The 14,262-nt window shown below is 33.1% G+C and carries 13 protein-coding genes; 9 read left to right on the top strand and 4 right to left on the bottom strand.

Annotated features, from left to right (window positions below; translation table 11 throughout):
• Positions 1–113: 113 nt before the first annotated feature.
• Complete coding sequence (locus tag CAB05_RS03320; protein WP_087998383.1) at positions 114–1,571, top strand: NAD(P)/FAD-dependent oxidoreductase; 1,458 nt, start codon at positions 114–116, stop codon at positions 1,569–1,571.
• A gap of 162 nt (positions 1,572–1,733) precedes the next feature.
• Positions 1,734–2,357 (top strand): class I SAM-dependent methyltransferase, encoded by a 624-nt coding sequence (locus tag CAB05_RS03315; RefSeq protein WP_087998382.1) that lies wholly within the window; start codon positions 1,734–1,736, stop codon positions 2,355–2,357.
• 185 nt (positions 2,358–2,542) lie between these two features.
• On the opposite strand, the gene CAB05_RS03310 is transcribed toward CAB05_RS03315, so the two are convergent.
• Positions 2,543–3,424, bottom strand: a complete 882-nt coding sequence (locus CAB05_RS03310) for a 5'-3' exonuclease (RefSeq protein WP_087998381.1) — start codon at positions 3,422–3,424, stop codon at positions 2,543–2,545.
• A gap of 221 nt (positions 3,425–3,645) precedes the next feature.
• On the opposite strand from CAB05_RS03310, the gene ilvA reads away from it, so the two are divergent.
• From ilvA to CAB05_RS03285, 5 genes are all read left to right on the top strand, one after another.
• Entirely contained in the window at positions 3,646–4,905 is a 1,260-nt protein-coding gene (gene ilvA / locus CAB05_RS03305) for a threonine ammonia-lyase IlvA (RefSeq protein WP_087998380.1), read from the top strand.
• A 397-nt stretch (positions 4,906–5,302) separates the two neighbouring features.
• The gene (locus CAB05_RS03300; protein ID WP_087998379.1) at positions 5,303–6,496 is read left to right on the top strand and encodes a glycine C-acetyltransferase; all 1,194 of its coding nucleotides are present in this window, start codon (positions 5,303–5,305) and stop codon (positions 6,494–6,496) included.
• Between the two features lie 53 nt (positions 6,497–6,549).
• Positions 6,550–7,518 (top strand): L-threonine 3-dehydrogenase, encoded by a 969-nt coding sequence (locus tag CAB05_RS03295; RefSeq protein ID WP_087998378.1) that lies wholly within the window; start codon positions 6,550–6,552, stop codon positions 7,516–7,518.
• A 145-nt stretch (positions 7,519–7,663) separates the two neighbouring features.
• Positions 7,664–8,662, top strand: a complete 999-nt coding sequence (gene tdcB, locus CAB05_RS03290; protein ID WP_087998612.1) for a bifunctional threonine ammonia-lyase/L-serine ammonia-lyase TdcB — start codon at positions 7,664–7,666, stop codon at positions 8,660–8,662.
• A gap of 32 nt (positions 8,663–8,694) precedes the next feature.
• Positions 8,695–10,035, top strand: coding sequence for an APC family permease (locus tag CAB05_RS03285; protein WP_087998377.1), 1,341 nt, complete (start codon positions 8,695–8,697; stop codon positions 10,033–10,035).
• A 32-nt stretch (positions 10,036–10,067) separates the two neighbouring features.
• Here CAB05_RS03285 and CAB05_RS03280 read toward each other — a convergent pair whose 3' ends face one another.
• From CAB05_RS03280 to CAB05_RS22020, 3 genes are all read right to left on the bottom strand, one after another.
• The gene (locus tag CAB05_RS03280; protein WP_087998376.1) at positions 10,068–10,883 is read right to left on the bottom strand and encodes an alpha/beta hydrolase; all 816 of its coding nucleotides are present in this window, start codon (positions 10,881–10,883) and stop codon (positions 10,068–10,070) included.
• A gap of 19 nt (positions 10,884–10,902) precedes the next feature.
• Positions 10,903–12,714 carry a dihydroorotate dehydrogenase gene (locus CAB05_RS03275; RefSeq protein ID WP_087998375.1) on the bottom strand — a complete coding sequence of 604 codons (1,812 nt, stop codon included), beginning with the start codon at positions 12,712–12,714 and terminating at the stop codon, positions 10,903–10,905.
• 414 nt (positions 12,715–13,128) lie between these two features.
• Positions 13,129–13,272, bottom strand: coding sequence for a hypothetical protein (locus tag CAB05_RS22020; RefSeq protein ID WP_217348559.1), 144 nt, complete (start codon positions 13,270–13,272; stop codon positions 13,129–13,131).
• A 254-nt stretch (positions 13,273–13,526) separates the two neighbouring features.
• Here CAB05_RS22020 and CAB05_RS03270 point away from each other — a divergent pair, with 254 nt between their 5' ends.
• Both CAB05_RS03270 and CAB05_RS03265 read left to right on the top strand, forming a co-directional pair.
• Positions 13,527–13,664 (top strand): FbpB family small basic protein, encoded by a 138-nt coding sequence (locus CAB05_RS03270; RefSeq protein WP_142283043.1) that lies wholly within the window; start codon positions 13,527–13,529, stop codon positions 13,662–13,664.
• Positions 13,665–13,756: 92 nt separating this feature from the next.
• Positions 13,757–14,140, top strand: a complete 384-nt coding sequence (locus CAB05_RS03265) for a DUF6376 family protein (RefSeq protein WP_235821353.1) — start codon at positions 13,757–13,759, stop codon at positions 14,138–14,140.
• The last annotated feature ends 122 nt before the right edge of the window (positions 14,141–14,262 follow it).

Raw genomic sequence — 14,262 nt, 5'->3', positions numbered from 1 at the left:
AATGTTCGTATTTTTACTTGAAACCGTTTCATAATGATGGTATTCTATTTTAGGTTGATCAGAACTTAACTTAAAATTTAAAAAACTCAGTCCTTAAATGGGGGTATAAATATATGTATGATGTTATAGTGGTTGGAGCAGGTCCAGCAGGAGTATTTACTTGTTATGAATTAACGTTAAAAATGCCGAACGCAAAAATTTTATTAGTCGATAAAGGTCATGATATATACGCAAGACATTGTCCAATTCTACAAAAGAAAATTGAAAAATGTCCGCCAGCAGCAGGTAAAAAAGATTTTTCAGGTTGTTTACCAGCATGTTCAATCACAAATGGTTTTGGTGGAGCAGGCGCATACTCAGATGGTAAGTTTAATATCACTAGTGAATTTGGTGGTTGGATGACTGACTACTTATCTCCTTCTGATGTAGTAGACTTAATTAAATATGTAGACGATATCAACTTACAACATGGTGCAACAGAGTCAATTACAGATCCACTTACTGATGAAGTAAGAGATATTGAAAGACGTGGTTACGCTGCAGGATTAAAATTATTACGTGCTCAAGTTCGACACTTAGGTACAGAACAAAATCTTGAGATTTTAAAAAGCATATTTGAATACTTAAAAACGAAAATTGATATGAAATATAAAACAGAAGTTGAGGATTTAATTACTGAAAAAGTAGATGGTTCTCATATTGTTAAAGGAATCAAATTAAAAAATGGCGAAGAACTTTCAGCTGAGAAAGTTGTCATTGTACCAGGTCGAGACGGATCAAAATGGTTAACAGAAGTAATGAAAAAACGTCGTTTAAAAATGACTACAAACCAAGTAGATATTGGTGTACGTGTAGAAACTTCTGATATTGTTATGGAAGAGATCAATAAGCATTTATATGAAGGTAAATTCGTATTTAATACATCAGTGGGAACAAAAGTCAGAACATTCTGTAGTAATCCATCAGGTCATGTTGTAGTCGAAAACCATTCAGGTATTATGACAGCAAATGGTCATGCATATAAAGATCCTAAGCTTGGAAGTCCGAATACTAACTTTGCACTTTTAGTATCTCACCAATTCTCAGAGCCTTTTGATAAACCAAATGAATATGCTCACGAGGTTTCACGTTTGGCTAACATGCTTTCACATGGTGGGGTTATCGTTCAAAAATATGGTGATATTTTAAAAGGAAGACGCTCTACAGAAAAACGAATTAAAGAAGGCTTCTTAGAGCCAACATTAAAAGAAGCTGTACCTGGTGATTTAGGTCTAGTTTTACCATATAATACAATGAAGAGCTTAATTGAAATGGTAGAAGCATTAAATCATGTAACACCTGGTATTGCATCAGAACACACATTATTTTATGGTGTTGAAGCGAAATTCTACTCAGCTCGTCCAAAATTAAATGAACACTTTGAGAGCGAAATCTCTGGTCTTTACTTAGGTGGAGACGGAGCGGGAGTTACTCGAGGTCTTGCACAAGCAAGTGCATGTGGTGTGTGGATTGCACGCGATATCGTAAAAAAAGTAAATGTAAAAGAAAAAGAATTAGTGTCAGTTCAATAATCAAAATAAAACCTCTAATGAATATAAGCATTAGAGGTTTTATTTTCGATTAGGGTTGGTATTTGGAAATTTATGTTAAAATAAAATGAGAAGAAAAATAATTCTTGTTCCGTTAACGGGCAGTTTAATGGCGTATGCTGTTCATAAAATGAGGTGATTGAAATGGACAATTGGTGGAACGGGTTGATATATAAACTTTGGTCCCCTGTATACGATAAGTTTTTTAACACAGGGCTATTTCTGAAAGCAAGAAAAGAGATATTTCAAGAAAAGCAATTTGCTAAAAATCAAAAAATACTATTCGTTGGAGTTGGAACAGGGGCAGATTTGGAACTGATTAATCACAATGGATTGGAAATTATAGCAATTGACCATTCTGATGATATGCTTAAAAAGGCTAGAGATAAATTTAAGAACTCTTCAATACAATTTATAAAAATGGATGCTCAAGCTATGGATTTTAGCAATAGTTGTTTTGATGTAGTTATAGGAAGTCTTGTTTTATCGGTTGTTCCAGATGCAGATAAGTGCCTTAAAGAGATGTTGAGAGTTTTGAAGCCAAATGGAGAAGTTATCATATTTGATAAATTTACACCAAAAGACAAAGGACTTTCTCTTTTAAAAAAATCAATTAGACCGATCATTAAATTATTAGGTACTGACATAGGGATTAACTTTGAAAAATTATGTGAGAAAAATAAAGATGCTTTATCAGTTAAAGAAGATAATCCAGTAATGCTTAATGGTATGTACAGAAAGATTATCCTCAGCAAAATTAACGCTTGACGATATGTTATTAAAGAAGGCTTTAATGGAATAAAACTTATACAAAGTAAAGCTCAGAGTCATATAAATACTCTGAGCTTTTTCGTTATTGTTTACTGTGTGAATTAAAATGTAATGTAGCTTTTTATTTTAGGTTTTCTCCACAATAACTGAAATACTTATTAAAATTAGTTTATTTATATAGTTTATCTTCTAATGCGAATTTCCAATTCTTGTAGTTTATTCGTTAAGTTATCTTCATTAATACTTAACTTTAAATCCTCAAATGTATAATCTTCAAAATGAGGAATATCAATCATGATTGCTGACAATTCTTTACTAATAATGGTTGAATCTTTACCGGCAATTAATTTCTTTTTATAACGATTAAATTTAGGGTCTAGATTTTCCATATTTTCATATAGTTCTTCAACTGATTGATATTGTTGAATTAATGGAATAGCTGATTTTTCACCAACACCAGGGCATCCAGGAATATTATCACTCGAATCTCCTAATAATGCTTTTACATCAACCCATTGTTTCGGATGAATTCCATAATCATTGTTAAAATGCTCGATAGAATAAATGATTTCACCTGTTTTTTGGGCGATAATTTGAGAAGTATGTTCATTTAATAATTGTAGTAAGTCACGATCATTACTATAAATATAGCATTTATTTTGAATCGAATGACTCCATTTATTTGAAAGAGTTCCGATTAAGTCATCTGCTTCATATGGTGACATTTCTAATTGGGCAATTCCTATTTCTTCTAAAACTGTCTTTAAAGTCAAAAATTGTTCAATTAGTGGCATCGGTAGTTCTCCGCGAGTCGCTTTGTAAAAATCATACTTAATTCTACGATCAGTTTCTTCTCTTTTTACATCCCAAGTAATTGCCACATGACTAACTTCATGTTCACGAATCAGGCTAAATAATTTTGGAATAAACACGCGTAATGCGTTTGTATAAACACCGTCTTTTGTTTTAGAAAGCTGATCATCACTTCTGCCATAAGATGTGGCAAAATAGCCTCTACTTAACAAATTGAAACCATCAATTAATAATAAAGTATGATTATCCATATTTTTATATCCACCTATAAGTTTATATTTTCATATAAGAATCATAGCATATTACATCTTAAAAGATAACATTACGATTGATTTCATAAGATTAAATATATTTTATTAATAAAATTGTAATAAAAATATTGAATTTTCTGTTTATTATTCTTTTAACTTTTACTATAATGGAGATTATATAAAATTTTGAACCTAATAAATTGCAAAGGGAAGGTAGTAAAATGGAAAAAGTAAAAAGCACCGTCAAGATTGAAGAAATATTAGTAGCTTATAATACGTTAAAAGAGGTAACAAACAAAACTCCTTTGCAGATTAGTGACATGCTAAGTGAAAAATATGATAGTCATGTGTATTTAAAAAGAGAAGATTTACAGATCATTCGATCATTTAAGCTTCGAGGTGCCTATTATAAAATTAGTAATTTAAACGAAGCTCAAAGACAAAATGGGGTCGTTTGTGCTAGTGCAGGGAATCATGCACAAGGCGTAGCTTATACATGTAATCAACTTCAAGTACATGCCAAAATTTTTATGCCAACAACAACTCCTAATCAAAAAGTATCACAAGTTAAATTTTTCGGTGGTGCTTATGTAGAAGTGATTTTAGTTGGAGATACGTTTGATATAGCAAATCAAAATGCTCAAGACTACTGTGATGAACAAAACATGACGTTTATTCATCCATTTGATGATTTAGATGTAATTGCTGGACAAGGAACAGTGGCAGTTGAAATATTAAATGAGATTGATCGACCTGTTGACTATTTATTTGTTGCAATAGGAGGCGGTGGATTAAGCGCAGGTGTGGGTACTTACATAAAAGGAATTAGTCCTTCAACAAAAATTATTGGTGTTGAACCACTCGGAGCTGCGTCAATGGCAGAATCAATATCTAATGGGCAAGTCGTAAAGCTTCCAACAATTGAAAAATTTGTAGATGGTGCTGCCGTAGGGCAAGTTGGGTATATGACGTATGAGATATGTAAGGAAGTATTAGATCAAGTTGTTGCTGTACCTGAAGGAGAAATATGCACAACAATTTTAGAGCTTTACAATAAAAATGCAATCATAGCAGAACCAGCAGGAGCACTTTCTGTTGCAGCTCTGGAACTATTTAAAGACGAAATAAAGGGTAAAAATGTAGTTTGTATAGTAAGTGGAGGAAATAACGATATTGATCGCTTACAGGAAATAAAAGAGCGCTCATTAATTCACGAAGGCTTGAAGCATTATTTTATTATCAATTTCCCACAACGTTCTGGAGCATTACGTGAATTTCTTGATCAAGTATTAGGACCAAATGATGACATTACAAGATTCGAATACACAAAAAAGAATAATAAAGACAATGGTCCTGCTTTAGTTGGGATTGAATTGGCATCAAAATCTGATTACGCTGCATTATTAGAACGAATGAATTTGCATGGCATTCAGTTCATGGAAATAAATAATAATCCTACATTATTTAATTTACTAATATAATATTAAGAGGGAAGCTGAATGGAAATCCATTCAGCTTTTTTGTACATTTAATAATCTTAATGTTCTGAATAAAGTATCAATTGTTCGGAAAAATCAGTTGTTAATGCTAAGAAAAACAATAAATATAAAAAAAGTTGATTTATTTCTTATAAATTTAGACAAAAGTATTCCTAATGTTAGTTGTCCGATTTATAATTGTATTCGGAACGCCTCGAGAAAACGGTTTACAAGTTGATTTTTATTTTAGGTTATACAGAAATTTGGAAAATAAATAAGCGCTTTATTCATTATTTTTTTATATTTAAATTAATTAAGTATAAAATAAACAAAAAAGAGGCTAATCCTAACCATTAAACTAAAAAATAAATGAATCAATTACGATGAAGGAGCTGGTAATATGTCAAGTAAGACATTGGAAGCATTTTTAACTCCACAATTACAAGAGTTAAAAGAGAAAGGGCTCTACAACGAGATTAACCCACTTCAAGGATCTAATGAATCGAAAATTAAAATTGAAGACAAAACATTTATTAATTTATCTTCAAACAATTACTTAGGCTTTGCTACTGAACCACGCTTAATAAAAGCTGCATTAGATGCTACTGAAAAATATGGCGTTGGAGCAGGTGCTGTTCGTACAATAAATGGTACGATGGATATTCATGAGGAATTAGAAAAAACAATTGCTAAGTTTAAGAAAACAGAAGCTGCGATCGCTTTCCAATCAGGGTTTAATTGTAATATGGGTGCAATTTCAGCAGTAATGAGTAAAAAAGATGCAATCCTTTCTGATGAATTAAATCACGCTTCAATTATTGATGGTTGCCGACTTTCTGGTGCAAAAATCATTCGAGTAAAACACCAAGATATGGATGATTTACGTGAGAAAGCAAGAGAAGCAACTACAAGTGGACAGTATGAAAAAGTTATGTACATAGCTGATGGCGTTTTTTCAATGGATGGAGATGTAGCAAATATTCCTGAAATCGTAAAAATTGCAGAAGAATTCGGTTTAATCACATATATAGATGATGCTCATGGTTCAGGCGTTATGGGCAATGGAGCAGGGACAGTAAAACATTTTGGTTTATCAGATAAAATTGATTTCCAAATAGGTACACTTTCTAAAGCAGTAGGAGTAGTTGGTGGATATGTTGCGGGATCACAACAATTAATTGACTGGTTAAAAGTTCGTGCTCGTCCGTTTTTATTCTCAACTTCATTAACACCTGCAGCAGCTGCGGCATGTATTGAAGCTATTCGAATCATGTCAGAAGAGCCAGAGACAATCGAAAAACTTTGGGAAAATGGCAATTATTTAAAAGCAGGTCTATCAAAACTTGGATTTAACATTGGAGATTCGGAAACACCAATTACTCCATGTATTATCGGTGATGAAAACCTTACTCAAACATTCTCTAAACGTTTATATGAAGAAGGCGTATATGCTAAATCTATCGTTTTCCCAACAGTTCCACTTGGTACAGGGCGAATTCGTAATATGCCGACTGCAGCTCATACGAAAGAAATGCTTGATGAAGTATTAGCGATTTATGAAAAAGTTGGACGCGAACTAAACGTAATTCAATAACATATACAATAATATTACTAGTTGTTTATCATAGTTAAAGGTGGAGTAAGTGAATGAAAAAAATATTAATTACAGGTTGTTTAGGCCAAATTGGTTCAGAATTAACCACCCGTCTAAGACAAGAATACGGAATTGATAATGTAATCGCAACGGATATCCGTCGTATTGATGGAAGTCCGATTACTGAAACAGGTCTTTTTGAGATATTAGATGTGATGGATCAAGATAAAATGTTGGAAATTGCTAAAAAATATGAAGTTGATACATTCATCCATTTAGCTGCATTATTATCTGCAGTTGCTGAAGCGAAACCGAAATTAGCTTGGGACTTAAACATGGGTGGCTTAGTGAATGCATTGGAAGTTTCAAGAGAATTAGGCTTAAAATTCTTTACGCCAAGTTCAATCGGTGCATTTGGACCAAGTACACCAAAAGATCAAACACCACAAGACACAATTCAACGCCCAACAACTATGTATGGTGTAACTAAGGTAGCTGGAGAATTACTATGTGATTATTACTTTGAAAAATTCGGAGTTGATACACGTGGGGTTAGATTCCCAGGATTAATTTCTTATGATACAGTTCCAGGTGGTGGAACGACTGATTATGCTGTAGATATTTACTATGAAGCATTAAAACATAAAAAATATACTTCATTTATTTCTGCAGGAACTTATATGGATATGATGTATATGCCAGATGCAATCGACGCTATTATTAAATTAATGGAAGCTGATCCTAAAAAATTAAAGCACCGAAATGCTTTCAATATTACAGCAATGTCATTTGAACCAACAGAAATTGCGGCTGCAATTCAAAAGAAAATACCTGATTTTACAATCGACTTTGATGTAGATCCGATTAGACAAGGTATTGCTAATTCTTGGCCAAATTCAATCGACTGTTCTGCTGCAAAAGAAGAGTGGGGCTTTGATCCAAAATTTGATTTAGATAAAATGACTGAAGATATGTTAGAAAAATTAGCAGTGAAATTATCTGCAAACGAAGTAATTTCTTAATTAAATATGTTTGATAAAAGAAGGAGAAACTGTTCTCCTTCTTTTTTTATGTCTCGAATGGTTTGTCCGGTTTTGAAGCAAACTGAATGTATATGCTATTTTTTGGTAAATAAAAAATGATGGAAGGGTGTATTTCGTGTCGTCAATTTCAGAAAAAAATCTTTCATTAACGATTAAAGATATTAAAAATGCACGTGAAATTTTAAGTGGTAATGTACGTACGACTCCTTTGGTAAAATCTTTTTATATGACTGCAAAAACCGGTGGAGAAGTGTATTTAAAATTAGAAAACATGCAATTAACAGGTTCATTTAAATTTCGAGGTGCCTATAACAAAATTAAAAATTTGAATTTAGAAGAAAAAAAACATGGTATCATTGCTTGCTCTGCAGGAAATCATGCACAAGGAATTGCATTATCCTCAAAATTATTAAACGTAAAAAGTAAAATTGTCATGCCTGCAACAGCACCAAGAGCAAAAGTTGAAGCTACTGAGGGGTATGGATCCAATATTATTTTATATGGTGAAACCTTTGATGACGCAAAAGAAGAGTGTGCAAGAATTAGAAGTGAAACTGGAGAAACATTCATACACCCATTTGATGACTTATATGTGATGGCAGGTCAAGGAACGATTGGCTTAGAAATTTTAGACGAGCTTTGGGATGTTGACACAGTTATTGTTCCAATCGGCGGTGGAGGAATGATTGCTGGGATTGCAGTAGCGTTAAAATCGTTTAATCCATCAATACAAATTATTGGTGTACAGGCCGAAAATGTTCATGGGATGAAAGCTTCTGTTGATGCAGGTGAGATCGTTAGTCATTATGTTGCACCGACAATCGCAGATGGGTGTGCAGTTAAGGTACCTGGGAAAATGACGTTTGAAATTGTAAAAGAACTTGTAGATGATATTGTCATAGTAAGTGAAGATGAACTCGAAGTAGCAATGAAAGACTTACTTCAACGAGGAAAAGTTGTAGTAGAAGGAGCCGGCGCATTAGCAACGGCTGCATTACTATCTGGGAAGGTTGAGCGATATGTAAAAGACAAAAAAGTAGTTGCAATCATTTCTGGAGGGAATGTTGATTTAGAAAGAATATCTAGTGTTTGTGAACATTTCTTTGGGAACGAGATTAAATAAAATTTTAGTAGTTAAACGAGAAGAGGGATTAGATGACTGAACAAGCTTTAAAAAAAGAAATGGGTTTTCTTGCAGCGTTAACTACTGTAATTGGAACAGTAATTGGAGCAGGGGTATTCTTTAAAGCGACAGCCGTTTATGGTTCAACTGGTTCAGCAAGTTTAGGATTACTAGCATGGTTGTTAGGTGGAATTATTACGATATGTGCAGGATTGTCAGGAGCGGAATTAGCCGCTGCGATCCCAAAAACAGGAGGGATGATGGCCTATTTAAAGCATACATATGGAGACTTAATAGCATTCTTATTAGGTTGGGCACTAACAATCATTTACTTTCCAGCAAATATTGCGGCTCTATCAATCATTTTTGGCACACAAGCAGTAACGATTTTTGGATTGAGTGCGAATGAACATAAATTTAAGGTCATTATCGTAGCAGTAATAGTTGCATCATTCATTACTTTTATGAATTTTTTAGGAGCAAAAACTGCAGGTGGAATACAAACTATTTTTACGATTTGTAAGCTAATACCATTGATTATTTTAATTATCTTTGGCTTTCTACATAAAGGAACTGTACCATTTCAATTATTTCCAATCGAATCAGGAACTGACCAATCTTTTATGACAGCGTTAGGTTCAGGACTACTAGCAACGATGTTTGCTTACGATGGATGGATACATGTTGGAAATATTGCAGGAGAAATGAAAAATCCAAAACGAGATTTACCAAAAGCAATTGTTTTAGGTTTGTCAGCTGTAATGGTCGTATATCTATTAATTAATATTGCCTTTTTAATGGTGATGACTGCAGATCAACTAGCAGCAACAACAACACCCGCATCAGAGGTTTCAAAAATATTGTTCGGCCAAATTGGAGGGAAAATCGTATCCGTCGGTATTTTAATTTCTGTATTTGGAACAATTAATGGATATACGATGACAGGAATGCGAATCCCTTATGTGATGGCTCGCGAACATAAATTACCTTTTAGTACATGGTTTGGTAAACTTACAGAAACCGGTGCACCTTCTAATGCAGGATTGTTTATTTTATTAGTTGCGATTATTATGATGTTACTAGGCGGGTTTGAAGTATTAACGGATATGCTTGTGTTTGTAATTTGGATTTTCTATACTATGACATTTATTGCAGTTATCATCTTACGTAAAAAAGAACCAAATCTAAACAGACCATACAAAGTACCTTTTTTTCCGGTTGTCATCTCAATAGCAATCATTGGAGGGGCATTTATCGTAATTAATACTTTATTCACTCAAACCATGTTGGCTATTTATGGGATTGTATTAACATTAATTGGATTACCAATTTATTATTCGTTGCGTAATAAGCATTTAAAATCTACGGAATAAAATGCAAAAAAGCTGAGTAAAATCTCAGCTTTTTATTTTGCCATCCAAAGTATAAATGATGGAAAACGATTCGCCCATGCAATTTCGTTATGTTTAGCATTTTCTTCAATGACAAAATTCATATCATCTTTTAATTGACCCAAGGAGAGGAATAGATCATGTAATTCAATTGAATCAGAAACATAAACATTTGTGCCAGATGTGTCATCGTTATTACCTTCATTTGTACCAATGTCTAAATAGATTTTCGATGATGTTTGCTCGAAATGGTCTTTCAAGAATTGAAATAGTTCTTCCTTTGCAAACCACGCTGCAGTTGAAAATGCTCCAATTTTCGTAAAAATGTTAGGGTATAAAAATCCGGCAACTAAAGAGATGACAGCTCCCATCGAGCTTCCTGCAATAATTGTATTTTCTTTATTAGTGTTTGTTCGGTAATGTTCATCAATATAGGGCTTAACAGTTTTAACTAAGAATTCTACATATTGAAAACCTTCACCGCCAGCTGACGTTTCTTCTCCAAAAAATTGACTCAAATTAGAATTGACCCAAGGAGAGTATTCGTCAAGTCGTTTGCGGCTCTGTTCTTCAAGATTACAATCAATTCCGACTACAATATATCCTTTTATCTGATTAGATATTTGAAGTGCATTTAGCGTTTCTGGCACTTTCCAATGATGTCCATATGATGAGGTTTTCGGATCAAATAGGTTTTGAGCATCATGCATATAGATTACATCATATGTTTTTATTTTATCTGTATCATAGTCTAAAGGTAAAAATACTCGGATTGTTTTCGTTCGATCCAATTCTGGACTATATAATTCAAAAATATCTAATTGATTCATTAAAAGCCTTCTTTCTTCTTTATTTGGATTGGTCTTTTAGGTGGAAAAACTGATAAGACGTCACCAATCCACCAATTAATAATAGCAGTGCAACGATAGGGGGAAGAAGATGGATAAAATCTGTGTATCCTATTAAAATATGAACACCAATTGCTGTGATAAATGCTGGTAAACTACCAAAAAGTAATGTCCACCAAATCCATCGCTTCCCTTGTTGAAATCCCCATAAAGAAATCATTAAAACGAGTAAACCAACACTAACAAGTGAGCCACCAAAACCAGCCCGGTCATGTGAAATAACAGGTATTAAATTCAAGTTGAATTGATCAATTTGTGATGGACTTATACATAAATAAGCTAAATCTGTCTCTACAAATGTAGTCGTCATGCCGATTATGGAGATGAGTATGCCTCCTATTAAAAGAGCGAAACCTAGTATTATAAAAGCGAGCTGACCTATTAAACTATTTTTCCAATATCGATGATTATGTAAATTTTGTGAGGTTGGCTTTCTCTTTAATTTACGCGTTTTTTTATATCCAATCAGAAAAGGTGGTAATAAAAATAACCAAAACAATGCATGCAACCAATCGAAATACTGAAAACCAATAAAAAGGAATATTGCCATAAAACCAATAATGGCACTAATATTAGAGGCTTTAGTAGCCCAATGATAGCCTGGGCGAATTCCATATCTTGCAAGTGACATAAATAGAATTCCTCCGGACATGATCGTTCCCGAAAGAGTCATCCGGTCATGTGACATAAATGGTAGAATCCTATTATTAAACTGGATAATGCTCTCTTTATTTGTATTTAAAAAATATTCATCATATGGAAGAATGATAGTTGTTAAACTAATCAATAATGCGATCAATCCACCAACAAACATGATGAACCCAAATAAGAAATACCAATTCCAATCCTTGTTATGCTGGATTGGTTGATCTTTACGATGGAGAATTGCTTCGTTTATTCGTTTAGGAAGACCTGGACCACTTAACACATACCCATGCGATAAAAATACTAGTTTTGCACCTGCCTCCAACAATTCAACTGCATCAATCGGTTCAGAAATCCCCCCAGAAGTGAAAATTGGTTTGTCATAGCCGTTTGCATGTAATTGATTAATCGCATGAATAAGCAGCTGTTTATTTTCTACATCCGATAAGAGTGGATCACTTTGTATCATGATCGAGTCTAACAGCTTGTTCATTTCTTCTACCGTTATTTCAGATAATGAACCTACATCAATTGAGAGACAAATTGGTTTTGAAGCTAGCCATGAATTTTTATCGTATTGTTTTAATAGGGTAAGATCAATAACATAAACATCTACAAATTTTGAAATATGAGAATCTATTAATTGAAATTCATCTATTGAACCTTGAACTTTTGCAAATAAAGGATGTGTTTTTTTAACCTTTGAAAGTTTTTGAAGCGTTTCTTGTATACCGAGTGTTTCTTCAAGTTGAAAATCTTTTAAAAGATTATGCTTTAATTGGATGTTTGGTGTTGGATGAAGTTCTTTATTAACTGAAATAGGTCCAATTTCAATACAGCCAAATCCTAAATTCATAAAAGCATTTGTTCCATTAAGTAATGGATCAATGGAAGAAGATAAACCAACTGAATTCTCAAATGTAATAGAATGTATTTCTTTTTTTAATATTTCATCAGTTTTCATATGTCCTAAAAATTCAATTAATTTAGTTCCAAGCGGGATTGAAGAAATGAATCCCATACTCTGATGAATAAATTCTCGAGATCTTTTAGCAGGAAGATTTGATAATAAAGGTTTAAATAATGTGTGATAAGACCAATCTGGCATAATTGACTCCTCATTTTTCTAGTTGTTATTAATAACAGTTTAATTTGAAGTTGATGATAATTAAATAGAAATGTTCAAAAAATTAATTTTCATGGTTATCATTTAAAATTACAATAATGTGATATTTCAAAGACTCCTGGAATGGTAGTAAAAAGAGGAACGTATTTCTTAATCTGAATATGCTCTTTTTCTTATTTAAAAAAATGCAGATTAGTTTAATTGTAATGCTTCACAATGTCAAAGGTGGATTTATGCTCAAATAACTATTTAATTGAAGACGCTCCTCCACACTAGTCATTAAAGCGGAATAAAAAGTAATTTTTTTCTTTAGAGTTTTTGTTTGACGTATCAGTTGTTTCGGGTTAAGATGAATTCAAATAGATGAAACGTGTTTTCTCCAAAGGGGAGTAGCTATTACAGCAAAGTCGTCATTACGGGATTCAAATCCTCGGCTTTGCTGGCAATTTCGATTGCAAGCGAGACCTTTGCCAATGTCGTTGGTAAAGGTCTTTTATGTTGAACACCTTTACCAGATAATTGGTAAAGGTGTTTTTTCATTTGTGAGAAATTCACGTTGTTTATTCCGAAAGATGAGGAATCTCCACTAAGATTCATGAAAATCGGTACCAGAAGGGAGCACGACTATGTCTAAACTTTTCAAAATACTTAAAAGCACTGTATTCCGAAAAGGAATAAAAATGGCAAAAAAACGAATGATCCCTATCATCATGAATGAACTTAGGAAGAGAAAATGAAAAAGAGATTTTAAACTCAATACTGATTAGAAATTAAGTAAAAGAAGGTGATGGATGATGAGAAAAACGATTAAACTGTCATTTAAACAGTTGGTGTTGGAAAACAAAAAGGAACTCATGAGCAATGAGAAGGAAATGGAAAAAATTGAGAAGAAGATTGAAGACAAGTATACACAATCTTCTAAAAATGTATAGGCAATCTTACGAAAACGGAGGTAAACTCAATGAAAAAATGGTTGGTTATTTTTTCTACTGTCCCATTTTTGCTCCTTGGGGGCTGTTCTTCATTGGAGAGTGTAAACAACACAGTAACGTACGTGAATGAAGCAACGGATTATGTAAATGAAGCTATTACTTTTGGAAACGAAGTTCCTTTAATTGCAGAACAAGCTGTTAGTGATCAGCAAGCGGCAAAAGAATTGGAAACAAAGCTGGAAGAAATGAAAAAAGATATTAAAGAATTTAATGAACTTCAGTCGCCGGACATGGCTGCGGATCTGCATCAGCAAATGGTCGAACAAAATAATAAAGTGTTAGTGGGGATTGACCTTTATTTAAACAATATAGAAGACGGCAAGCTGGATCCTGCCATTGTAGAGAATACGGAAATGTTTAAGTCTATTCAAGAAATAGCTGGTATCATTGAACAAATTAAACAATTAGGACAGTAAATAAAATGAGATAATTCAAAAACACTTATTTCATATTATTTGCGCATAAGCGATCGAAGAGCTTTCCGATCGCTTATGCGAAGACTTTTAAGAGATAATTTTTCATTACTTCAATAACCTTA

Source organism: Gottfriedia solisilvae (assembly GCF_002128405.1).
Classification (GTDB): Bacteria; Bacillota; Bacilli; order Bacillales; family Bacillaceae_G; genus Gottfriedia; species Gottfriedia solisilvae.
This window is presented reverse-complemented; position numbering and strand designations above follow the sequence as displayed.

Bases quoted from the DNA above. Each gene is read 5' to 3' on its own strand.
- CAB05_RS03320 (WP_087998383.1), top strand. From the start codon at position 114: ATGTATGATGTTATAGTGGTTGGAGCAGGTCCAGCAGGAGTATTTACT.
- CAB05_RS03315 (WP_087998382.1), top strand. From the start codon at position 1,734: ATGGACAATTGGTGGAACGGGTTGATATATAAACTTTGGTCCCCTGTA.
- CAB05_RS03310 (WP_087998381.1), bottom strand. From the start codon at position 3,424: ATGGATAATCATACTTTATTATTAATTGATGGTTTCAATTTGTTAAGT.
- ilvA (WP_087998380.1), top strand. From the start codon at position 3,646: ATGGAAAAAGTAAAAAGCACCGTCAAGATTGAAGAAATATTAGTAGCT.
- CAB05_RS03300 (WP_087998379.1), top strand. From the start codon at position 5,303: ATGTCAAGTAAGACATTGGAAGCATTTTTAACTCCACAATTACAAGAG.
- CAB05_RS03295 (WP_087998378.1), top strand. From the start codon at position 6,550: ATGAAAAAAATATTAATTACAGGTTGTTTAGGCCAAATTGGTTCAGAA.
- CAB05_RS03285 (WP_087998377.1), top strand. From the start codon at position 8,695: ATGACTGAACAAGCTTTAAAAAAAGAAATGGGTTTTCTTGCAGCGTTA.
- CAB05_RS03280 (WP_087998376.1), bottom strand. From the start codon at position 10,883: ATGAATCAATTAGATATTTTTGAATTATATAGTCCAGAATTGGATCGA.
- CAB05_RS03275 (WP_087998375.1), bottom strand. From the start codon at position 12,714: ATGCCAGATTGGTCTTATCACACATTATTTAAACCTTTATTATCAAAT.
- CAB05_RS22020 (WP_217348559.1), bottom strand. From the start codon at position 13,272: ATGAAAAAACACCTTTACCAATTATCTGGTAAAGGTGTTCAACATAAA.
- CAB05_RS03270 (WP_142283043.1), top strand. From the start codon at position 13,527: ATGAGAAAAACGATTAAACTGTCATTTAAACAGTTGGTGTTGGAAAAC.